Annotated in this window: 21 protein-coding genes and 2 pseudogenes; 13 read left to right on the forward strand and 10 right to left on the reverse strand. The window is 64.8% G+C overall.

Annotated elements, in window-relative coordinates; genetic code table 11:
• Positions 1-154 precede the first annotated feature (154 nt).
• The 11 genes from BRA1417_RS0116785 (at position 155) to BRA1417_RS0116835 (ending at position 9,641) form a co-directional block, all read left to right on the forward strand.
• On the forward strand, positions 155-925 hold the full coding sequence (locus tag BRA1417_RS0116785; protein ID WP_027516752.1) for a triacylglycerol lipase: 771 nt from the start codon (positions 155-157) through the stop codon (positions 923-925).
• A 132-nt stretch (positions 926-1,057) separates the two neighbouring features.
• Positions 1,058-1,924: a phenylacetic acid degradation operon negative regulatory protein PaaX gene (gene paaX, locus BRA1417_RS0116790; protein ID WP_027516753.1), complete on the forward strand. Its 867-nt coding sequence runs from the start codon at positions 1,058-1,060 to the stop codon at positions 1,922-1,924.
• Between the two features lie 75 nt (positions 1,925-1,999).
• Positions 2,000-2,992: a 1,2-phenylacetyl-CoA epoxidase subunit PaaA gene (gene paaA / locus BRA1417_RS0116795; protein WP_027516754.1), complete on the forward strand. Its 993-nt coding sequence runs from the start codon at positions 2,000-2,002 to the stop codon at positions 2,990-2,992.
• A 9-nt stretch (positions 2,993-3,001) separates the two neighbouring features.
• Positions 3,002-3,289 carry a 1,2-phenylacetyl-CoA epoxidase subunit PaaB gene (paaB, locus tag BRA1417_RS0116800; RefSeq protein WP_008136594.1) on the forward strand — a complete coding sequence of 96 codons (288 nt, stop codon included), beginning with the start codon at positions 3,002-3,004 and terminating at the stop codon, positions 3,287-3,289.
• A complete protein-coding gene (paaC, locus tag BRA1417_RS0116805; protein ID WP_027516755.1) occupies positions 3,289-4,065 on the forward strand; it encodes a 1,2-phenylacetyl-CoA epoxidase subunit PaaC in 777 nt (258 codons plus the stop codon). The genes paaB and paaC overlap by 1 nt, the downstream gene beginning before the upstream one ends.
• A complete protein-coding gene (paaD, locus tag BRA1417_RS0116810) occupies positions 4,059-4,562 on the forward strand; it encodes a 1,2-phenylacetyl-CoA epoxidase subunit PaaD (protein ID WP_027516756.1) in 504 nt (167 codons plus the stop codon). Before paaC ends, paaD begins: the two co-directional genes overlap by 7 nt.
• Before the next feature lie 2 nt (positions 4,563-4,564).
• A complete protein-coding gene (gene paaE / locus BRA1417_RS0116815; protein ID WP_027516757.1) occupies positions 4,565-5,647 on the forward strand; it encodes a 1,2-phenylacetyl-CoA epoxidase subunit PaaE in 1,083 nt (360 codons plus the stop codon).
• 55 nt (positions 5,648-5,702) lie between these two features.
• On the forward strand, positions 5,703-6,152 hold the full coding sequence (gene paaI, locus BRA1417_RS0116820) for a hydroxyphenylacetyl-CoA thioesterase PaaI (protein ID WP_027516758.1): 450 nt from the start codon (positions 5,703-5,705) through the stop codon (positions 6,150-6,152).
• 27 nt (positions 6,153-6,179) lie between these two features.
• On the forward strand, positions 6,180-7,511 hold the full coding sequence (gene paaK, locus BRA1417_RS0116825; protein WP_027516759.1) for a phenylacetate--CoA ligase PaaK: 1,332 nt from the start codon (positions 6,180-6,182) through the stop codon (positions 7,509-7,511).
• A 64-nt stretch (positions 7,512-7,575) separates the two neighbouring features.
• Positions 7,576-8,580, forward strand: coding sequence for a zinc-binding alcohol dehydrogenase family protein (locus BRA1417_RS0116830; RefSeq protein WP_027516760.1), 1,005 nt, complete (start codon positions 7,576-7,578; stop codon positions 8,578-8,580).
• Between the two features lie 2 nt (positions 8,581-8,582).
• The gene (locus BRA1417_RS0116835; RefSeq protein WP_027516761.1) at positions 8,583-9,641 is read left to right on the forward strand and encodes a YeeE/YedE family protein; all 1,059 of its coding nucleotides are present in this window, start codon (positions 8,583-8,585) and stop codon (positions 9,639-9,641) included.
• On the opposite strand, the gene BRA1417_RS0116840 is transcribed toward BRA1417_RS0116835, so the two are convergent.
• On the reverse strand, positions 9,620-10,534 hold the full coding sequence (locus tag BRA1417_RS0116840; protein ID WP_027516762.1) for a DMT family transporter: 915 nt from the start codon (positions 10,532-10,534) through the stop codon (positions 9,620-9,622). The genes BRA1417_RS0116835 and BRA1417_RS0116840 overlap by 22 nt on opposite strands.
• Positions 10,535-10,634: 100 nt before the next feature.
• On the opposite strand from BRA1417_RS0116840, the pseudogene BRA1417_RS40545 reads away from it, so the two are divergent.
• Positions 10,635-12,066: pseudogene (locus BRA1417_RS40545) on the forward strand (PLP-dependent aminotransferase family protein).
• 10 nt (positions 12,067-12,076) lie between these two features.
• On the opposite strand, the gene BRA1417_RS0116850 reads toward BRA1417_RS40545, so the two are convergent.
• The 5 genes and pseudogenes from BRA1417_RS0116850 to BRA1417_RS0116870 form a co-directional block, all read right to left on the reverse strand.
• Positions 12,077-13,300, reverse strand: coding sequence for a bifunctional alpha/beta hydrolase/OsmC family protein (locus BRA1417_RS0116850; protein ID WP_027516763.1), 1,224 nt, complete (start codon positions 13,298-13,300; stop codon positions 12,077-12,079).
• Positions 13,301-13,325: 25 nt separating this feature from the next.
• The gene (locus tag BRA1417_RS0116855; protein ID WP_027516764.1) at positions 13,326-13,988 is read right to left on the reverse strand and encodes a sulfite oxidase-like oxidoreductase; all 663 of its coding nucleotides are present in this window, start codon (positions 13,986-13,988) and stop codon (positions 13,326-13,328) included.
• Positions 13,989-13,991: 3 nt separating this feature from the next.
• Positions 13,992-14,189: pseudogene (locus BRA1417_RS42840) on the reverse strand (alpha-ketoglutarate permease); the annotation flags it as partial.
• A gap of 128 nt (positions 14,190-14,317) precedes the next feature.
• Positions 14,318-15,541 carry a cytochrome P450 gene (locus BRA1417_RS0116865; RefSeq protein ID WP_027516765.1) on the reverse strand — a complete coding sequence of 408 codons (1,224 nt, stop codon included), beginning with the start codon at positions 15,539-15,541 and terminating at the stop codon, positions 14,318-14,320.
• Positions 15,542-15,604: 63 nt separating this feature from the next.
• Positions 15,605-15,814, reverse strand: coding sequence for a ferredoxin (locus BRA1417_RS0116870; RefSeq protein ID WP_027516766.1), 210 nt, complete (start codon positions 15,812-15,814; stop codon positions 15,605-15,607).
• Positions 15,815-15,949: 135 nt separating this feature from the next.
• Between BRA1417_RS0116870 and BRA1417_RS0116875 the strand changes: the two genes are divergently transcribed.
• Positions 15,950-16,597: a TetR/AcrR family transcriptional regulator gene (locus BRA1417_RS0116875; protein ID WP_027516767.1), complete on the forward strand. Its 648-nt coding sequence runs from the start codon at positions 15,950-15,952 to the stop codon at positions 16,595-16,597.
• On the opposite strand, the gene BRA1417_RS0116880 is transcribed toward BRA1417_RS0116875, so the two are convergent.
• The 4 genes from BRA1417_RS0116880 to BRA1417_RS0116895 form a co-directional block, all read right to left on the reverse strand.
• Positions 16,594-17,232 (reverse strand): aspartate/glutamate racemase family protein, encoded by a 639-nt coding sequence (locus BRA1417_RS0116880; RefSeq protein WP_027516768.1) that lies wholly within the window; start codon positions 17,230-17,232, stop codon positions 16,594-16,596. The genes BRA1417_RS0116875 and BRA1417_RS0116880 overlap by 4 nt on opposite strands.
• 157 nt (positions 17,233-17,389) lie before the next feature.
• Entirely contained in the window at positions 17,390-18,403 is a 1,014-nt protein-coding gene (locus BRA1417_RS0116885; RefSeq protein WP_027516769.1) for an amino acid ABC transporter substrate-binding protein, read from the reverse strand.
• A 12-nt stretch (positions 18,404-18,415) separates the two neighbouring features.
• Positions 18,416-19,765, reverse strand: a complete 1,350-nt coding sequence (locus tag BRA1417_RS0116890; protein ID WP_027516770.1) for an aspartate aminotransferase family protein — start codon at positions 19,763-19,765, stop codon at positions 18,416-18,418.
• A gap of 3 nt (positions 19,766-19,768) precedes the next feature.
• Positions 19,769-20,641: a MurR/RpiR family transcriptional regulator gene (locus BRA1417_RS0116895; protein WP_027516771.1), complete on the reverse strand. Its 873-nt coding sequence runs from the start codon at positions 20,639-20,641 to the stop codon at positions 19,769-19,771.
• Positions 20,642-20,687: the final 46 nt, after the last annotated feature.

A 20,687-nucleotide genomic window follows, 5' to 3' on the forward strand; every position in this document is an offset into this window, starting at 1 on the left:
TCGGTGTGTCTCCCGCTTGAATGTCGGGAACCCGCTGCCTAGCTGATTCATGTTGCGTTGCGGAACGATCAAGAAGCCGGCGTGTTGGAATCCCATACCCATTGCCGGCAAACAACCGGTGGCCTTTTCAGCAATTCTCCCAAGGGGACCATTGATGACCGCTACTGCCCAGACGCTGAGCCCGCCGTCCCGCACCCTGATGTTCCTGGAAGGGCGAGCGATCCACGAGTTCGGCGCATTCCTCGGCGCGCTGCCGCTGCTCAGCCTGGCGCCGCGCGGCGATGGGCATCCGGTGCTGGTTCTGCCGGGCCTCGTGGCTTCCGATGGGTCCACGCGTGCACTGCGCACCTTTCTGTCCGGTAAGGGCTATGCGGTGAGCGGCTGGCGCCAGGGCCGCAATTACGGCCTGCGCGAGGGCGTGCAGCACGCGATGGTGGATCTGGTTCAGGAGCTCAGCGACAGGCATGGCCGCAAGATTAGCCTGGTCGGCTGGAGCCTCGGTGGTCTCTATGCGCGCCAGCTCGCCAAGATGATGCCCGACCGCGTACGCCAGGTGATCACGCTCGGCAGCCCCTTTGCCGGCGATCCCCATTCGACCAATGCCTGGCGCGTCTATGAATGGGCGAGCGGGCGGAAGTCCGATGAGGTCGATCCGCAGTTCGGCGGCGATCTCGCCGTTCCGCCGCCGGTGCCGACCACGGCGATCTTCAGCCGCACCGACGGTGTCTGCGCCTGGCAGGGCTGTATGGAGAAGAGGGGCGCGCAGACCGAGAGCATCGAGATCGAGAGCAGCCATTGCGGCATGGGCCATCACCCGGCCGCTGTCTTCGCGGTGGCTGATCGCCTTGCGCAGAAGGAAGGCAGCTGGCGGCCCTTCGACCGCAGCGGCTGGCGCAGCGTGGTCTATCCCGATCCGCATCGGTAGTTCTTTGCCTCTCCCCGCTCATGTCCGCCGAAGCTTTAGCGAAGGCGGATGCGGGGGAAGGAAAGAAGGCATTCGCGAGACCGTCGCACCCGTCCATTGTCGCGCCCGCACCAAACGCGCTATGCCTCGCGCATGGCGCATCCGTTGTCCCGCATCATCGATCAGCTCAAGCGCGAGCCGTCGCGCACCGGCTCTATCGTCATCACCGTGTTCGGCGATGCCATCGTGCCGCGTGGCGGTTCGGTATGGCTCGGCACGCTGCTGGAATTCTTCGAGAGCCTGGACATCGACAGCGGCGTGGTGCGTACCGCGATGTCGCGGCTTGCCGCCGATGGCTGGCTGACGCGGGAAAAGGTCGGCCGCAATAGCTTCTACCGCTTGGCCGACAAGGGTCGCCGGATCTTCGAGGCCGCGACACGCCATATCTACGATCCGCCGCCGTCCGACTGGACCGGGCGGTTCGAGCTGCTTCTGATCGGCAATGGCGAGGATCGCGATGCCTCGCGCGAGGCGCTCCGCAATGCCGGCTTCGGCAGTCCGCTGCCGGGCGTGTGGGTCGCGCCGTCAGGCGTGCCAGTGCCGGGCGAGGCCGCGGGCGCCATCCGTCTGGAAGTCTCGGCCGAGGATGACAGCGGCCGCCGGCTGCTCAGCGCGAGCTGGCCGCTGGACCGCACCGCGGACGCCTATCTCAAGTTCATGAAGACGTTCGAGCCGCTGCGCGCCGCGATCGCGCGCGGCACGGACTTGTCCGAGACCGACGCCTTCACCGCGCGCATCCTCCTGATCCACCATTACCGCCGCGTCGTGCTGCGCGATCCGCTGCTGCCCGAAAGTCTGCTTCCGGCCGACTGGCCGGGCAGGGCCGCCCGCGCGCTGTGCGGCGACATCTATCGCGCGCTGCTTGCTCCATCGGAACAATGGCTTGATGGACACGGAACCAATGAGAAGGGGCCGTTGCCGCCGGCGCGAAAACTCTTGGAACGGAGATTCGAGGCTTGATCGTTATGTTACAGAAATATCTTGCATGAGATAATTCTTGTTATATATTGCCTCCCAATAAAACGGGAGGAGCGCATGTATACCCAGGCGCTGAACACGGCCGAGACAGATGATCGCGGTCTTGAGGACACGGCCAAGGCTGCGCAGTTTCAGGCCCGCATCGATGCCGAGGAGCGCATCGAACCGAACGACTGGATGCCGGCGGCCTATCGCAAGACGCTGACCCGCCAGATCTCCCAGCACGCACATTCCGAAATCGTCGGCATGCTGCCCGAAGGCAACTGGATCACGCGTGCGCCGTCCCTGCGCCGCAAGGCGGCGCTGCTCGCCAAGGTGCAGGACGAGTGCGGCCATGGGCTTTATCTCTATGCCGCGGCCGAGACGCTCGGCACGTCGCGCGAAGAGCTGGTCGATGCCATGCTCGCGGGCAAGGCGAAATATTCCTCGATATTCAACTACCCGACGTTGACCTGGGCCGATATCGGCACCATCGGCTGGCTGGTCGACGGCGCCGCGATCATGAACCAGATCCCGCTGTGCCGCTGCTCCTACGGTCCCTATGCACGCGCGATGATCCGCGTCTGCAAGGAGGAGTCGTTCCACCAGCGCCAGGGCTATGAGATCATGCTGACGCTGTGCCGTGGCTCCGACGAGCAGAAGGCGATGGCGCAGGATGCCTTGAACAGGTGGTGGTGGCCGGTGTTGATGATGTTCGGCCCGCCCGATGCCACCAGCCAGCACAGCGACACCTCGACGAAATGGAAGATCAAGCGCTTCTCCAATGACGAGCTGCGCCAGAAGTTCGTCGACGCGACCGTGCCGCAGGCGCAATATCTCGGCCTCGCCATTCCCGATCCCGGCATGATTCAGGACGCGGACGGGCACTGGCGCTACAGCGAGATCGACTGGACCGAATTCAAGCAGGTGCTCGCCGGCAACGGACCGTGCAACCGTGACCGGATGACTGCGCGCCGCAAGGCGCATGACGAAGGCGCCTGGGTGCGCGAGGCGGCAGCTAGCTATGCCGCAAAGCGCGCGCAGCGTCGAACTGCACAAGCGGCCGAGTAGGAGATCATGATGGCCACGCCGAACACGCCGCTGTGGGAAGTCTTCATTCGCAGCCGCAACGGGCTCGCGCACAAGCATGTGGGATCGCTGCATGCGAGCGACGCCACCATGGCCTTGCAGGCCGCACGCGATATCTACACCCGTCGCGGCGAGGGCCTTTCGATCTGGGTCGTGCCGTCGACGGCGATCACCGCAAGCGATCCCGCGGAGAAGGGCATGATGTTCGAGCCGGCGGAATCGAAGATCTACCGGCACCCGACGTTTTATGAAGTGCCTGAGGAAGTGGGGCACATGTGATGCCCGTCGCGAACATCCAGGTCTCAGAGACGCCGCTGGTGCTCTACGCATTGCGCCGCGCCGACGATGCGCTGATCCTCGGCCACAGGCTGTCGGAATGGTGCGGGCACGCGCCGATGCTCGAAGAGGACATGGCGCTCTCCAATATCGCACTCGACCTCATCGGCCAGGCCCGCGAGCTCTACACCTACGCAGCCAAGGCCGAAGGCAAGGACAACGACGAGGACAAGCTCGCCTACCTGCGCGACGTCAGGCAGTATCGCAATTTGCTGCTCCTCGAGCAGCCGAACGGCGACTTTGCCCAGACGCTGGTGCGGCAGTTCTTCTATTCCGCCTTCGCTGATCTCTACTGGCGCGCCATGATGATCTCGCGCGATACGACGCTCGCTGCGATTGCCGCGAAGTCGGAGAAGGAGAGTGCCTATCATTTGCGGCATTCCTCGGAGTGGATCATCCGGCTCGGCGACGGCACCGACGAGAGCCATGCCCGCGCGCAGGCTGCGATCGATCATCTCTGGGCGTTCACCGGCGAGATGTTTGCCGTCGACGACGGCGAGCGCGCCTTGATCCATGCCGGTATCGCCGTAGATCCAGGGATCTTGCGGGGTCGCTGGCTGACGATACTCTCGGATGTGATCGCCGAAGCAACGCTCAAGCTGCCGCAGAACGACTGGATGCAGCAGGGCGGCCGCGTGGGCCGGCACAGCGAGCATCTCGGCCATCTTCTCTCAGAGCTGCAATCGACACAGCGTACCTTTCCGGGGCAGACATGGTGACGGTGCTGGAGCCCCATAGCGAACTGCGCCAACGAGCCTGGGATGCCGCGGCGAGCGTGGTCGATCCCGAAATTCCGGTTTTGACCATCGCCGATCTCGGCGTGCTCCGTGACATCGTCGTCGACGGCGATCACGTCGAGGTCGCGATCACTCCGACCTATTCGGGCTGCCCGGCCATGAACATGATCGCGCTGGAAATCGAGGTCGCGCTGGAGCGCGCAGGTTTCCGCAGTCCAAAGGTCCGCACCGTGCTGTCGCCGGCCTGGACCACGGACTGGATGAGCGAAGAGGGCCGCCGGAAGCTTCACGCCTACGGCATCGCGCCGCCGCAGGATTCGAATTCACGCCGCGCGCTGTTCGGTGAGCAAGCTGTTACGTGCCCGCAATGCGGCTCGGCGAATACCGAGCTGCTGTCCGAATTCGGCTCCACCTCCTGCAAGGCGCTCTGGCGCTGCAGGGCCTGCCGCGAACCCTTCGATTATTTCAAGTGTCATTGACCATGTCAGCAGCCGCACCACGCTTTCATCGCCTGGCCGTCAACGACCTCCGCCGCGAGGCGTCGGACGCCGTATCGCTGACATTCGCGATCCCGGCGGAGCTTGCGACCGACTACGCCTTCACGCCCGGCCAATACCTCACACTCCGCACCACGCTGGATGGCGAGGAAGTGCGCCGCTCCTATTCGATCTGCTCCGGGCCCGATGACGGCGAGATACGCATCGCCGTAAAGAAGATCGATGGTGGCGCGTTTTCGAGCTGGGCAGCGGACGATTTGAAGTGTGGCGACGCGCTGGATGTGATGACGCCCACGGGACGTTTCGGCGTGATCCCGCCGGCCGGCGCCGGCCGCATCCATGTCGGCTTTGCCGCTGGCTCCGGCATCACGCCGATCCTGTCGATCGTCAAGGGCACGCTTGCGCGCCAACCGGACAGCCAGTTCTTCCTGTTCTACGGCAATCGCACCACTGACAACATCATGTTCCTCGAGGCGCTCGAAGAGCTCAAGGATCGCTTCATCGACCGCCTCTCGATCTTCCACGTCATCTCCGGCGAGGAACAGGACATTCCGATCTTGCACGGCCGGCTCGACGGCGACAAGGTGAGGGTGCTGCTGCGCTCGCTGGTACCGGCGGAAAGCGTCGATCACGTCTTCATCTGCGGTCCGTCCGGCATGAGCGAAGACATCGAGGCGACCTGCCGAGGGCTCGGCATCGCGGACGAGCGTATCCATGTCGAGCGCTTCGTCTCCGAATTCGGCGGCAAGCCGCGACCGAAGAAGATCGTTGCGCCGGACGCGCCGCCGAAAGCGATCGCGTCGCTGATCATCGACGGCAAGCGCCGCGACGTGCCGGTGGCCGAGGACGAGGCGATCCTCGATGCCGCGCTACGCGCCGGTGTCGATCTGCCCTTCGCCTGCAAGGGCGGCATGTGCTCGACCTGCCGTGCAAAACTGGTTGAGGGCGAGGCGCCGATGGACATCAACTACTCGCTGGAACCCTGGGAGCTGAAGGCCGGCTTTGTCCTGACTTGTCAGGCCAAGCCATCGTCGAAGCGGGTTGTAGTCGATTACGACCACGTTTGACAGTTTTAGCCAGGCAGCAGAACATCGTGTCCAAACAATTGGACGGGAGAAGCGCGTGAACGTCAAAGCCGCCTTGTCGCCCGAGGATGTTGCCCGCGCCTGCGCCGATGCGATGTGGGCGGAGGACGATGCCTCCAAAGGGCTCGGCATGGACATCGTCGAGATCGGCCCGGGCTATGCGACGCTCGCTATGACTGTACGGCCGGACATGGTCAACGGCCAGCGCATCGCCCATGGCGGCTTCATCTTCACGCTCGCCGATTCCGCGTTCGCTTTCGCGTGCAACTCGCACAACGACCGCGTCGTGGCGGCGCAGGGACAGATCACCTTCATCAAGCCGGGCAAGCTCGGCGATCGCCTCGTCGCAAAGGCCCGCGAGGTCACGCGCGGCGGTCGCTCCGGCATCTATGACGTGCGCGTCACCGCCGGCGATACAGTCATCGCCGAATTCCGCGGGCATTCGCGGGTCATTCCCGGCAATTGGCTGCCGGCGCAGGATCAATAAAGAAAAACAATGATACGGGAAACGAGGATGGCTCTGTCGAGGCTCAAGGAAGGTGGTAGCACCTATCGCGCCGAAATGGATGCGCATGAGCGCGCATCGCGCGACGAGATCATGGCACTCCAGACGGAGCGACTGGCCTGGTCGCTGAAGCACGCCTACGACAACGTGGCGCATTATCGCAAGGTATTCGACGCGGCCGGCGTGCATCCGTCAGACTTTCGAGAGCTCTCGGATCTTGCGAAATTCCCGTTCACGGTGAAGACGGACCTGCGCGACAATTATCCCTTCAACATGTTTGCCGTGCCCCGTGAAAAGCTGGTGCGCGTGCATGCGTCCTCCGGCACGACGGGCAAGCCGATCGTGGTGGGCTATACGCAACGCGACATCGACACATGGTCGGACGTGATGGCGCGCTCGATCCGCGCCGCCGGCGGCCGCACCGGCATGATCATCCACAATGCCTATGGCTACGGTCTCTTCACCGGCGGGTTAGGGGTGCACTATGGCGCCGAAAAACTCGGCTGCACCGTGGTGCCGATCTCCGGGGGCATGACCGAGCGGCAGGTGCAGCTCATCAACGATTTCCGGCCCGACATCATCACGGTGACGCCGAGCTACATGCTGGCGATCCTCGACGAGTTCAAGCGTCAGAAGCTCGATCCGCGTCAATGCTCGCTCAAGGTCGGCATCTTCGGCGCGGAGCCGTGGACCAATGCGATGCGCGGCGAGATCGAAGACGCCTTCGACATGGACGCGACCGACATCTATGGTTTGTCCGAGGTGATCGGCCCCGGTGTCGCCCAGGAATGCATCGAGACCAAGGACGGCCTGCATATCTGGGAGGATCATTTTTATCCCGAAGTCATCGACCCCGACACCGGTGCGGTGCTGCCCGACGGGAAGAAGGGCGAACTGGTGTTTACCTCGCTCACCAAGGAAGCCTTTCCGGTGATCCGCTATCGCACCCGCGACCTGACGCGGCTGTTGCCGGGCACGGCGCGGCCGGGCATGCGGCGGATGGAGAAGGTCACGGGCCGTTCCGACGACATGATCATCCTGCGCGGCGTCAATCTGTTCCCGACCCAGATCGAGGAGGTTCTGCTCGCGACCGACTGGTGCGGCGGGCATTTCATTCTGGAACTGACCCGCGAAGGCCGCATGGACGAACTGACCATCATTGCCGAGGCGCGGCCCGAGAGCTGGGATGGCCGGGGCCTCCTCGACCATGCCGATCGGATCTCAACGCACATCAAGAACACCATCGGGATCAGCTCCAGGGTGAGCGTGGTTGCGCCGGCGACGCTGGAACGCTCGCTTGGCAAGGCCAAGCGCCTCTACGACAAGCGGCCCAAGGATTGAGTTGACGGATTGACTCGACCGTCCTCAAAGGCGACAAGGCCCGCGAGAAATCGCGGGTTTTTCCATGTCAACAGCCGATCCCAATGCCGTCGACGCGCGCTGCGTGCGCCTCAATGCCAAGGCCGAGAACGCGGCTGTGGTCGCGCCGGCGGTCGAGCGCCAGACGCTTGCTCGCGGTCCGAATGATCTGCTGATCGAGGTCAAGGCCGCTGCAGTCAATCCGTCCGACGTCAAGGCCGCGACCGGTCTGATGCCGTATGCCATCTTCCCGCGCACGCCGGGCCGCGATTACGCCGGTGTGGTGATCGACGGGCCCGCCGGTACGATCGGCCGCGAGGTGTTCGGCTCCTCCGGCGATCTCGGCATCCGTCGCGACGGCACTCACGCCAGCCATCTCGTCGTTGAATCCGACGCGGTGGTCGATAAGCCCAAGACCGTGTCCTGGGAGGAGGCCGCCGGCATCGGGGTGCCCTTTGTCACCGCGATGGAGGGTTTTCGCCGCGCCGGCATTCCAAAGCCCGGGGAAACGGTGCTGGTGTTCGGCGTCAATGGCAAGGTCGGCCAAGCGGCGGTACAGATCGCGACCTGGCAGGGCGCGCGCGTCATCGGCGTGGTGCGCAAGGCGGAAGCTTATGAGGGCCATGCCAACGCATCCATCGAGGTGATCGACGCTTCCGCGACCGACGTCGCCACACGCGTGCGCGAGTTGACCGGGAGTAAAGGTGCCGACATCGTTTTCAACACGGTCGGCGATCCCTATTTCCAGGCGGCGCACAAGTCGCTCGCGCTTCGCGGCCGCCAGATCCTGATCGCCGCGATCGATCGCATCGTGCAGTTCAACATCCTGGAATTCTATCGCGGGCAACACACCTATGTCGGCATCGACACGCTCGGCCTCTCGTCGATCGCGACAGGCGCAGTGCTGCGTGACCTCGGCCCGGGCTTCGCGAGCGGGCACCTGAAGCCGTTCCCGATCAAGGCGAACGCGGTCTATCCGCTCGAACGCGCGAAGGAGGCCTATGTCGCCGTTGCAGGCTCGTCGCGTGATCGCGTGATCCTGAAGCCTTGATGATGGAATCGTCCACCCAACTCGTCATCCTCGCGGGCCTCGTCATTGGCCTGGTTTACGGCGCTGTCGGCCTGCTCAGCGGCTTCTGCCTGATGAGCAGCATGCGCGGCTGGCTGGCGAAGGGGGATGGGCGGTTGGTACGAACCTATGCATTGGCGATCGCGGTTGCGACCGCAGCGAGCCAATTTCTCGCCGGGAACGGCATGGTCGATCTCGGCAAGTCGATCTACCTGCAACAGTCCTTTTCGGCGCCGGTGCTGTTTCTCGGCGGACTTCTGTTCGGCTACGGCATGGTGCTGTCGAACGGCTGCGGCTCGCGCGCGCTGGTGCTGCTCGGTCGCGGCAACCTCCGCTCCTTCGTCGTGGTGGTCGTGCTCGCCATCGCCGCGCAGATGACGCTCAAGGGCCTGATCGCGCCGGCGCGCATCGCGCTGGTCCAGGCATCGCAAACCACGGTCAGCGTGAATTCGCTGCCGTCATTGTTGGCCATGTTCGGTCCGGCTGAAGCGCTTTCGCGCGCGATGGCTGCTGCTGTCATCGTCGTTGCGCTGATCCTGTTTGCTTTCGCGCACCCAGCGTTCCGGCGTTCCCCCGGCCAGATCGCGGCCGGTGTCATCGTCGGTCTCCTCGTCGCCGGCGGCTGGTTCGTCACTGGCTATCTCGGCGCGGATGACTTCAACCCGGTGCCGGTGACCTCGCTCACCTTCGTCGCGCCGATCGCGGACGGCCTGCAATATGCCATGCTCTCGACCGGTCTGACGCCGAATTTCGGCGTTGCGACGGTTGCCGGCGTCTTCGCTGGCAGTCTGGCCACCGCGCTTGCGACGGGCCGTTTCCATCTTGAAGGCTATTCCTCGCCACGCCACATGCTGCGATCGGCGGGTGGCGCCGCGCTGATGGGCATCGGCGGCGTGATGGCGTTCGGTTGTTCGATCGGGCAAGGGCTTACAGGCGTGTCGACGCTCGCGCTGGGCTCCTTCGTCGCCGTCGCCGGCATCCTGCTCGGCACGACGGCGGGCTTGCGCGGGATGCTGCGCGTTCAGCCGCTCGCAGTGGCCTGACTGCGCAGCAACCGGTCGCCCAGGGTCGCAAAGCCGATGCCGGCGATGATCAGTCCGGCCGCAACGGCAAGACTAGTATCAATAGGCTCGCCCAGCAGGATCGCAGCGCAGGCCATCCCGACGAGCGGCGTTCCGGTGGTGCCGAGCGCCGTCGTCAGAGCCGAGATGCTCTTGTTGACCATCGACATGGCCCAATAAGCCAGCGCTGTCCCGATCAGACCGGAGTACAGGAACAGCAGGACGAGTTTCCATGACCATTCCGCGTGCGGCAGTCCCTCCACGATCATCGCAGCCGCTGACAGCACGATCGTGGCAACGAGCACCTGCCAGATTAGGAGCTGAAGTGGCGATGCGATCCAGCGATGGGCCCGAATATAGATGATGTTCGCAGCCCATGAGATCGCGGCCAGGATCACCATGCCGGCGCCAAGCACGACGTTGGCATTCGTCCAGTCGATCGAGGTGGGATTCAGGATCACGGCAAGACCAATCAGCCCGAGCAGGGCGCCGGCCAGTTTTGGCGCAGTCAGCGTATCCTGCCCCAGCAGGGGCGCTGCGATCGCGACCCAGAGCGGGGTGGTGTAGCCGAGCACAATAGCCTTGCTCGCGGGCAGGAAGCGCACACCGGCCGCCACCAGGACAGAGAATATCGTCATGTGCAGCAGCGCGACACTCAGGACCACCGGAATGTCGCGCCGCTTGGGGATCACCAGATTGTTGCTGAGCCCCAGGATCACGAACAATGCTGCCAAAGCGATCCAGCTGCGGATCGCCGAGGTCCAGAGCGGCGGAAGGAATTGCACGAGCTGCTTCGTCACCGACCAGTTTACGCCCCAGGCCAGCACGACGATGAGGAATAGGCCGACGGCGGCGCGGGGCGAGAGGGAGTTCATCGCAAAATCCTTGAAGCAGTTCTATCCGGCGGATAGCATTCCGCCTGGCACCTAAAAAAGTGCCAGATCAGAAAGGATCAAGGTGCCAGTTTCGGAAAGCATGATCTCCGCCCTGATCGACCTGAACCGGGCCGACGACGAGGGGCTGGTGGCTCAACTGACGAGTCAGCTCCGAAGCTTGATCGCGACCGGCCGTCTCGTCAAAGGCCGCACGCTGCCGTCGAGCCGCCGGCTTGCGAGCGATCTTGGCGTCTCGCGCAACACCGTCACCTATGCGTTCGAGCAGCTCGCCGCCGAGGGATATCTCGAGGCCTCGCACGGCCGCCGTCCGATGATCACGGTCGAGGGCGGCGAGCGCATTGCAGAGGCGGGCGCCGTCGCATCTCGCATGCGCCTTGGCAAGCCGCGGCTTTCGCCTTGGGCTTCGAGCCTCACGCAGACCGACTGGCCGATGTCTTATCAGGCGCGACTGAGACCCTTGCGTCCCGGGCACGGCGATTTCCGGGAGTTTCCGAACAAGGTCTGGGCGCGCTGCCTGCGCCGCAGCGCTGTGCACGCGGCCAGGCGTGAGCTCGGACCGGTCAACCGGACGCGCCTGCGCGAGGCACTGGCGCATTATCTCGCGACCAGCAGGGGCGTGCGCGCGACGGCGGATCAGATCCTGATTCTGCCGAGCGCGCAGGCTGCGCTGACCTTGATTGCGGCCGCCGTCATCACCCCCGGCGACGACGTCTGGGTCGAGGATCCCGGCTACCCCGGCGCCGCAGCCGCCTTCCGCGCGTCCGGTGCGCGCGTGACCGGGATCAGGTTGGACGAGCAGGGCATGCAGCGGATTCCGGGGATGGCGACCCCGACATTGATCTTCATGACGCCGTCGCACCAGCACCCGACCGGTCGCCTGATGTCGCTCTCGCGCCGCACGGAGTTTCTTGGCCTGAGCAGGCCCGGCAAGACCTGGATCGTAGAGGACGATTACGACGGCGAATTCCACTATGACAGCCGGCCGGTGCCGGCCTTGCAGGGACTCGATGCCCATGGCCGCGTGTTCTATGTCGGCACGTTTTCCAAAGCCATGACCTCGGACATCCGCCTCGGCTATCTCGTCGTTCCGCCGGCCCTGGTCAACACCTTGGAGATCGCACAACGGCACATCGGGCTGATCGCCCCGAGCCACGTCCAGGACGCGCTGGCCGAGTTCATTGCCGATGGGCATTTCCTGGCGCATCTGCGCCGGGTGCGCCGGATCTATCATGCCCGCCGCGATCACCTCGTGGAGGGACTAGAGCGTCATTTGGGCGACGTGCTCTCTGCCGAAGTGCCCCCCGGTGGCATTCAGCTCGTCGCTCGCCTCAAGCGTGGCCGCGCCGATCGGGCGGCGGTCAAGCGGGCTGGTCGAAGCGGGCGTCGAAACGCGCGCCCTGTCCGGCTTGGCACTGGGCAGGCCGCGCGATCGCGGCCTGCTGCTCGGCTTCGCGGCCTGGCGCGAGAGCGAGATCACCGCGGCGTTGCGGACGATGGCGTCCTGCTTCTAGCGCAAGCGCGCTAATCCACGGCCCTGGTCACGATCCGGATTTCCGAGGTCAGCGTCCGGTGCACCGGGCATTTGTCGGCGATCTCCATCAGTTTCTTGCGCTGCTCGGCATCGAGCGCGCCGTCCATCGCGATGTCGCGCTCGATCTGGTCGAGCATGCCGTCGCGCGTCTCGCATTCCGCGCAGTCTTTTGCATAGATCTTGGAATGCTTCAGTGAGACGGTGACACGATCGAGCGGCAGCGACTTGCGGTCGGCATAGAGGCGCATGGTCATCGAGGTACAGGCCCCGAGGCCAGCGAGCAGGAGATCGTAGGGACCAGGGCCGGCATCCTCGCCGCCGGCGGCGACCGGCTCGTCTGCGATGAGGCGATGCGGACCGACGGAGATGACTTGGTTGAACTTGCTCTTGCGGGTCTCCTGCACCACGACCCGGCGCGGCGCCTCGGGGAGATCCAACGCCTTCGCAGGTTTTGCCGTGTCGATGTACCGGCTCGCCCAGGCCGCGATCACGTCGGCTGCGTAGAGCGCGTCGGCCGGCTGGGTCAGGAGATGATCGGCATGATCGAGCGAAACGAAGCTCTTGGGATGCCGGGCGGAGACGAAGAGCTTCGTCGCATTGTCGATGCCGACAGTATCGTCGACTGGAGAATGCATGACCAACAGCGCCTTGTGCAGGCCCGTGACGTCCTTCATCAGCTCGTGCTCGGCGATGTCGTCGAGGAATTCGCGCTTGATCCGGAACGGGCGTCCCGCAAGCGAGACTTCGACCTCACCTTGGGTGCGAATGTCGTCGAGATGCTCTTTGAACAGGCCGGTGACGTGGGCGGGATCGGATGGTGCCGCAATGGTCACAACCGCCTTGGCTTCCGGGATTTGTCCGGCTGCCGCAAGGATCGCGGCGCCGCCGAGGCTGTGACCGATCAGGATCGACGGCGCCTTGCGGACGCTACGCAGATGATCGGCAGCGCGTACGAGATCGGCGACGTTGGAGGAAAACGTCGAATTGGCGAAATCTCCTTCACTGGAGCCGAGCCCCGTGAAGTCGAAGCGCAGCACGGCGATGCCTTTGGCGGCGAGCGCGACCGAGATGCGCTTGGCGGCCAGCGTGTCCTTGCCGCAAGTGAAGCAATGCGCGAACAGCGCGAAGGTCGTGGGCTCGCCGTCGGGTAGCTCCAGCGCGGCCGAGAGTTGATGACCGCCTTCGCCGGTGAATTGAAAGCGCTCTGTCGGCATGGGCTTCCCCCGTCCTTGCTTGAACCTAATCGCCCGAATAGCGCTGCTCTGCCCAGGGATCGCCGCGATTATGATAGCCGCGGACTTCCCAGAAGCCCGGCGCGTCCTCGGTCAGGAATTCGATCGACTGAACCCATTTGGCGCTCTTCCAGAAATACAGATGCGGCACCACCAGCCGCACCGGGCCGCCGTGCTCGGCCGAGAGCGGTTGGCCGGACCAGCTATGGGCGAGCAATGCGTCCTCGGCGGCAAAGTCCTCCAGCGCGAGATTGGTGGTGTAGCCGTCATGGGAATGCAGCACGACGAAGCGCGCGTCCTCGCGCGGCTGGCAGGCCGCGAGCAGCTCGCGCGTAGCGAGCCCCTCCCACTCATTGTCGTAGCGCGACCAGGTCGTGACGCAGTGAATGTCGGAGGTGAACTGCGCCTGCTTCTGGGCGGCGAACTCGGCAAAGGTCCAGAAAACCGGGTTCTCGACCGCGCCGTAGACGTCGAGCCGCCAGCGCTCGCGCGAAACCGGCGGCACGACCCCGAGATCGAGCACCGGCCAGTCTTTTGTCAGATGCTGGCCGGGCGGCAGGCGCTGGTCTTCCGGCCGCGTGATCTTGCCGGTCAAGAAGCGGCCTTCGCGCGCCCATTTTTCCTTGGTGCGCGTCAGCTTGCTGTCGGGCGGCTCGTTGTCTTCGACCATCGGCTACTCGTGGCGGTGCATCGCGGAGGCGTGCTTGGTGTCGCGCATCGTGGAATAGATGATCAGCGACAGGCAGATGATACCAGCGAGATAATAGTAGAACCACTCCTCATGCCCGATGCTCTTGAAATAGAGCGCGATCGCCAGCGCCGTGTCTCCGAACACCGAGACGTTGATCGCATAGGGCAGGCCTAGGCCGAGGTTGCCGATCGAGCCGATGAAGATCGCGTTGATCCGCGCAGGGCGCTGGCGATATCAAAATGCTCAGAGGCCGGTTTGATTGCTTGCTCAGTCACGTCCGGCCTCTCCGCATCGCTGTTTGGAGAGGTCTACATCGCCTTTCCAAGCAAAAATGGCAACTGGCGGGGACCTCTGACGGTTCCCTGTGACCAGGTCACCGTGCCCGCCGGATCGAGGGCGAAGTCCGGAATTCGCTTCAGCCATTCCTCCAGCGCAACCTGCATCTCCATGCGCGCAAGGTTCGAGCCGACACAGCGGTGGATGCCGAGGCCGAAGGCGGCGTGGCGGTTCTCACGACGGTCAATCACGACCTTGTCAGCATCCGGAAACATTTTCGGGTCACGGTTGGCGGCCGGGAAGGACAGCAGCACCATGTTGCCTGCCTTGACCGGGCAGCCGGAAATCGTGGTCTCCTTGACCACTTCGCGCGCCATCGTCACCGGCGAATAGGCGCGCAGCAGCTCCTCCACCGCGGTCGGGATCAGTCCGGGCTCGGCGACCAGGCGCTGGCGGTCGGCCGGCGTCCGGGCGAGGTGCCAGAGCGAGGAGCCGATCGCGCTCCAGGTGGTGTCGATGCCGGCGATCAGGAGCAGTCGCAGCGAGCCCAGCACATGCGAATCCTCGAGCGGATTGCCGTCCTTGTCCCGGGCATTCATCAGGTAGGAAATGAGGTCGTCGGTCGGCTTGTTCTTGCGCGCCTCGATATGGCCGCTGAAATAGACGGTCATCTCCTGCACCGCCTGGAGCAGCGTGTTTTCGTCCTTGATACCAAGTTCCAGGATCATGTGGATCCAGCGGATGAAAAGATCGCTGTCTGTCTCGGGGATGCCGAGCATGTGTGCGATCGCGCGAACCGGAATGTGCTTGGTGTAGCGCTCTGCCGCGTCCAGTCGGTCTTCAGCGATGAAGCCGTCGATCAACTCGTTGCAGATCGCGCGCACCCGCGGTTCCAGCTTCTTCATCGCGTCCGGCGTGAACGGCGGCAGCAGCAATTGCTTGGCTGGCTTGTGCACCGGCGGATCGGACGTGATCGGCGGGGCGGAGTTTCTGCTGGTGATCTCCGGCCGAACGTCGCGGACGATGATGCGGCGCGAGGAGAAATGCTCGCTGTCGTTGGCGATCTGGCGCACCGCTTCATAGGTTGTCGGCAGGTAGCAACCGAGGAAGCGGTCGGTATGCACGACCGGGCTTGCGGCGCGCAGCTCGTCCCAGATCGGGAAGGGATCTTCCGTCCATTGCGGATCGGTGTGGTCGAAATCATGGACCCAGTCGGTCACGGGCGGATGGGCGGCGGGCTGGCTGACGTCGGACATCTCGAAATCCCTTGAAATCCCTTGGGGCTCGTGTGCGCGGAAGGCTCGCGGGCAGCGGCTGCGCTACTCCTCGATCACGTCGATCGCGATTTCCGGACAATTGGATTTGGCGAGCCAGGCCTTGTCTTCGAGGCCGGATGGGACGGTGCCGTCGCCGGCTTCGTGGGCGTTGCCGTATTCGTCCAGCTCGAACAGCTCCGGCGCCAGCGCCTTGCAGCGCGCGTGCCCCTGGCATTTGTCCGGATCGACGCGAACCCTCAGTCGCTCTGTCATGGCGGCTTCCTCGGTCGTATGCGCTCCGGCCCGAAGGCGGCGCGCGCTCCCATCTGAGTTCTTGTTCAAGTTATATGATATTACATTCGCGGCAAGCTTCCCCTGTCAAGCGCAAACTTATAGGCTCTGCGCAACATGCGTTCACAATTTGCCCGCAAGCCCGAGAATACCTACCACCATGGCGATCTCCGCGACGCCTTGATCAAGGCCGCGCTGCGCGAAGCCGAGCAGGGCGGGACGGAGGCGATCAGCATCAAGGCGTTGGCAAAGCAGCTGGGCGTCTCGCAGCCGGCGCCCTACCGGCATTTTGCCGATCGCGAGGCGCTGCTTGCGGCGGTGACGGCGGAGGCGTTCCGGCAGCTCAGCGCGCTTCTGCGGGCGGCGATGGCAAAGCCGTCGAAGCGGTCGAAGCTGTCGCTGCTGGCGCAGGCGACGCTGGATTTCGGCTTACGTCGCAACGGTGTCTATCGCTTGATGTTCGCCTCGCGCACGGTGTCGTGTGCGGCGAAAGGCAGCGAGCTGCACGAAGCAACCCGCGAGACCTTTGCGCTCGTGATCGAGGCGCTGGAAGCTCCGGCAGTTGATTACTTGCGCGAGCGGCAGGCGCTCAAGATCTGGGCGGCAGTGCACGGCGTGGTGATGCTGGCTGAGCAGGGACTGTTCACCGGCGAGGCGGCCCATGCCACGCGCGAAGACCTGGTCGAGGACTTTGTCAGCGAAACCAAGGCGGCGCTTGCGGCGGCGATCAAGGGCGCACGGCGGTCGAAAAAGCCTGGCGCTTAAGCCTTTGCCGCCAACAACTTCCTCAGCTTCTCGACGGCGCTGTCAGGCGTGGTCACGACGGGGCGGCCGGTAGCTTCTGCCACGACGGGCGCCGTTGCCGCGATGCTGAACTGCGCGAGCGCGATGACGTCGCAATCGCGCAAATCGCGTGAGGCTTCCACGATCAGCCGGTCATGCGTAGCGCGGTCGCCGCGGTCCAGCGCGGCAAGCGCGCCTTCGGCTAGTTTCGGCACGACCTGGACGGAGGAAGGAAACTCCGGCGGCATCGAGGCCAGCGTCGGCGCGAAGGTCGAGAGCAGGCCGATGCGCCGGCCCATCGTCACTGCCCGTTCGATCATGGCTTCGTTCGGCTTCAGCACCGGCATCGGCGCATGCGTGCGCGCGACCGCCTCGATGCAGGGACCGAAGGCCGAACAGGTGAACAGGATCGCATCCGCGCCCGTCGTCGCGGCGTAGCGGCCGAGCGCAAGAAAGCGCTCGGTCATGGCATCATCGAGCTTGCCGTCACGCGCCAGATCCGCCGACAGGCTATCATCGAGCAGGTTCATCAGCCGCACTTCCGGCCACGCCTTCGCGAACGCAGCTTCGATCGGGGCGACGGAATGCTTGAGGGCGTGGATCAGGGCGATACGCATGGTGTCTCCTCTCCCTCGCCCCGCTTGCGGGGAGAGGGTTGGGGTGAGGGGGAGTCTCCACGGGGGTGGTGAGAGTTGAACTTGCGGAAGCTCCCCCTCACCCGGATTGCTGCGCAATCCGACCTCTCCCCGCAAGCGGGGAGAGGTGAAGCATCGTCTACTTGAACGGCACCGCGTACATCAAGCCGCCCTTGCTCCAGAGGCCGTTGAGGCCGCGCTCGAGCTTGAGCGGGCTCGCCTTGCCGACATTGCGCTCGTAGATCTCGCCGTAATTGCCGGTGGCCTTGATCGCCGTGACCAGCCATTTGTTGTCGAGCCCGAGCCGCGAGCCGAGATCGCCGGAGGCACCGAGCAGGCGCTGGATCGCGGGCGTCTGCGACTTCGCCATCTCGTCGACATTGCCTTGTGTGACGCCAAGCTCTTCGGCCTCGATCAAGCCGTAGTGCAGCCAGGTGATGATGTCGCTCCAGACTTCATCGCCATTGCGGGTGAACGGGCCGAGCGGCTCCTTGCTGATGGTCTGCGGCAGCACGACGTAGTCGGCCGCGTTCGGCGCCGCGGTCGTCACGGCGCCTGCGAGCGCGGAAGCGTCCTGGGTCATGGCATCGCAACGCCCGCCGAAGAAGGTCTGGTACATGGTGTCGATGCGGTCGAACACCAGCGGCTTCCAGTCGATGCCATTGGCGCGGCCGTAATCTCCGAGCGTGACCTCATGCGTGGTCCCCTGCGCGACGCAGACGGTAGCGCCCTTGAGATCCTTAATCTCCTTCACGCCGAGGTCTTTCTTTACCACAAAGCCCTGACCGTCGTAGAAGTTGACCGGTCCCTGCCGCAGGCCCAGCGTGACACCGCGCAGATAGGTCTGCGTCGAGTTGCGGTAGAGCACGTCGATCTCGCCGGACTGCAGCGCGGTGAAGCGGTTCTGCGCGGTCAGCGAGACGTAACGCACCTTGTTGGCATCGCCGAGCACACCGGCGGCGAGCGCGCGGCAATAATCGACGTCGAGACCCTTGTAGTTGCCTTGCGAGTCCGGCGCAGAGAAGCCGGCAAAACCGGCGCTGACGCCGCATATCAGCGTGCCGCGGCTCTTCACCGTGTCGAGCGTTGCCGCCGACGCGACCACCGTCGATGCCGCGAGCACGCCGGCTACGATAACCACTTTCCTCATCATGCTATTCTCCCCTCAGTGATTGACACGACGCAATACGTTGTCGACGGCCGTGCCGAGCTTGTCGACGATCAGCTCGATCTCCTCCGGCGAAGCGATATAGGGCGGCGCCAGCAGTACGTGGTCGCCACGGATGCCGTCCACGGTGCCGCCGCCGGGATAGCAGCCGAGACCGTTGGCGAAGGCCTCCGCCTTGATCTTCTGGTTCAGCTTCAGCGCGGGATCGAACGAGGTCCGGCTGGCGCGATCGGCGACGAGCTCGATCGCCCAGAACAGGCCGCGGCCTCTGATGTCGCCGACATGGCGGTGATTGCCGAATCGCTCGGTGAGCCGCTGCTCGAGCTGCTTGCCGCGCTCCTTGACCCGGTCGAGCAGGCCGTCCTCGCGGATCACGTCCTGCACTGCGAGTGCAGCAGCGCAAGCGAGGGGATGCGCGAGATAAGTGTGGCCGTGCAGGAAGGCGCCCGAACCTGAGCGGATTGTGTCGATAATCCTGCCGCTCGCGAGCATCGCGCCGATCGGCTGGTAGCCGCCGCCGAGACCCTTGGCGATCGCCTGGATGTCGGGCGCGATGCCTTCCTGCTCCCATGCATGCGTGGTGCCGGTCCGGCCCATGCCGCACATGACCTCGTCGAGGATGAGCAGGGCGCCGTGTCGGTCGCAGATCTCGCGCACCGCCTTGAAGTAGCCGTTCGGCGCCGTCACAGCACCAGCGGTGGCGCCGACGACGGGCTCTGCGAGGAACGCGGCGACCGTATTGGGACCGAGGCGCTGAAACTCGGTTTCGAGCTCGGCCGCAAGCCGGACGACGAATTGCGTATCGGATTCGCCATCGTGCTTCTCGTGATAAGCGAAGGCCGGGGTCACATGGCTGAAGGCGTCGGAGAGCAGCGGCGCATAGGGCGCACGCCGCCAGGCATTGCCGCCCGCCGCGAGCGCGCCGAGCGTATTGCCGTGATAGCTCTGCCGCCGCGCGATGAAGTGCTGCCGCTCCGGCTCGCCGCGTTCGATGAAATATTGCCGGGCGAGCTTGATGCTGGCTTCGATTGCTTCCGATCCGCCGCTGACGAAATAGGCGTAGGCGAGGCCGCCGGGTTCATGGCCGACCAGCCTCTCGGCCAGCGCCTCGGCCGGCTCGGACGAGAAGAAGGATGTGTGGGCGTAGGCCAGCGTCGAGGCTTGCTTCGTCAGCGCCGCGATGACGCGTGGATGCTGGTGGCCGAGACAGGAGACCGCAGCTCCGCCGGAGGCGTCAATGATGCGCTGCCCGTCCTCAGCGAAGAGGTAGACGCCTTCGCCGCCGATCGCCTTGGGCGGCGTTTCACGCAGCGAGCGATGCAGCACGCGGCTGATGCGAGCGGCCATGGGTCAACCTTTCTCTGAAACGTAAGTTGAGGCCGCGGCGAGCCGCGCCTCGGTATTCTCCAGGCGCTTCTTCGCGGGCGTGCCGCCGAGCGAAAACGTCACGGCGGCGAGCGATTGGGCGATCGCAATGGCGCCGGTGAGGCTGGGGAAAAAGCCGGGAGAGGAGGCCGCCTCGAACAGCAGCACGTGGTCGGCGCCTTCGGCCATCGGCGCCGAAGGGCTATCGGCGACCGCGATCAGGGTGGCGCCAGCACGATAGGCGGCCTGCGCCGCCCGGACGCTCGCGTGTGTGTAGGGCATGAAGCCGATGACGATGACGGCTTCGCCGGGCCGGAACGCGCCGAGGTCGAGATCGTCGGGGCCGGACGCACCGACGAGTTGCACCTGTTCGGGACGAAACAGCCGGAGCTCGTAGTTCAGCAGTTCCGCGACGCTGCGGCAGCTTCGGTAGCCGGTGATCCAGATCCGCTTGGCATCGTGGAGCGCGCGGGCCGCTTCCGCAATCGGCTGGGCCGGGATGCGCGGAAGGCCGGCGGCCTCGGCCTCGAGCTTTTCGGTGACGAGCGCGACATCGGCATTCGGGCCATGGCGGCGGCTCCTGGCGCGGCCGGAGAAGGGCGCTATCTGCGAGGGCCGTCGCGCCTCCGTCAGTGCCGCGCGCAATTCATCCCAGCCCGAATAGCCGATCGCTTTGGCAAGCCGCGTGAACGCGGCGGGATCGGCGCCGGCAACCGCTGCGAGATCGCGCATCGAACGCGTGGTGGCGTCGTAATCGTTTGCCGCGACGAAACGCCCGACCTCCTGCAACCGCATCGGAAGCGAGGGCAATGCAATGCGCAGTTCGCTCAGGGGCGAGGATTTGGCGGGCTCGGCCATGAAACATTTGTTGCACGAAGTAGAGCTTGGTGCAACGCTTGACGTA

This window comes from Bradyrhizobium sp. WSM1417 (genome assembly GCF_000515415.1).
In the GTDB taxonomy this organism is placed as follows: Bacteria; Pseudomonadota; Alphaproteobacteria; order Rhizobiales; family Xanthobacteraceae; genus Bradyrhizobium.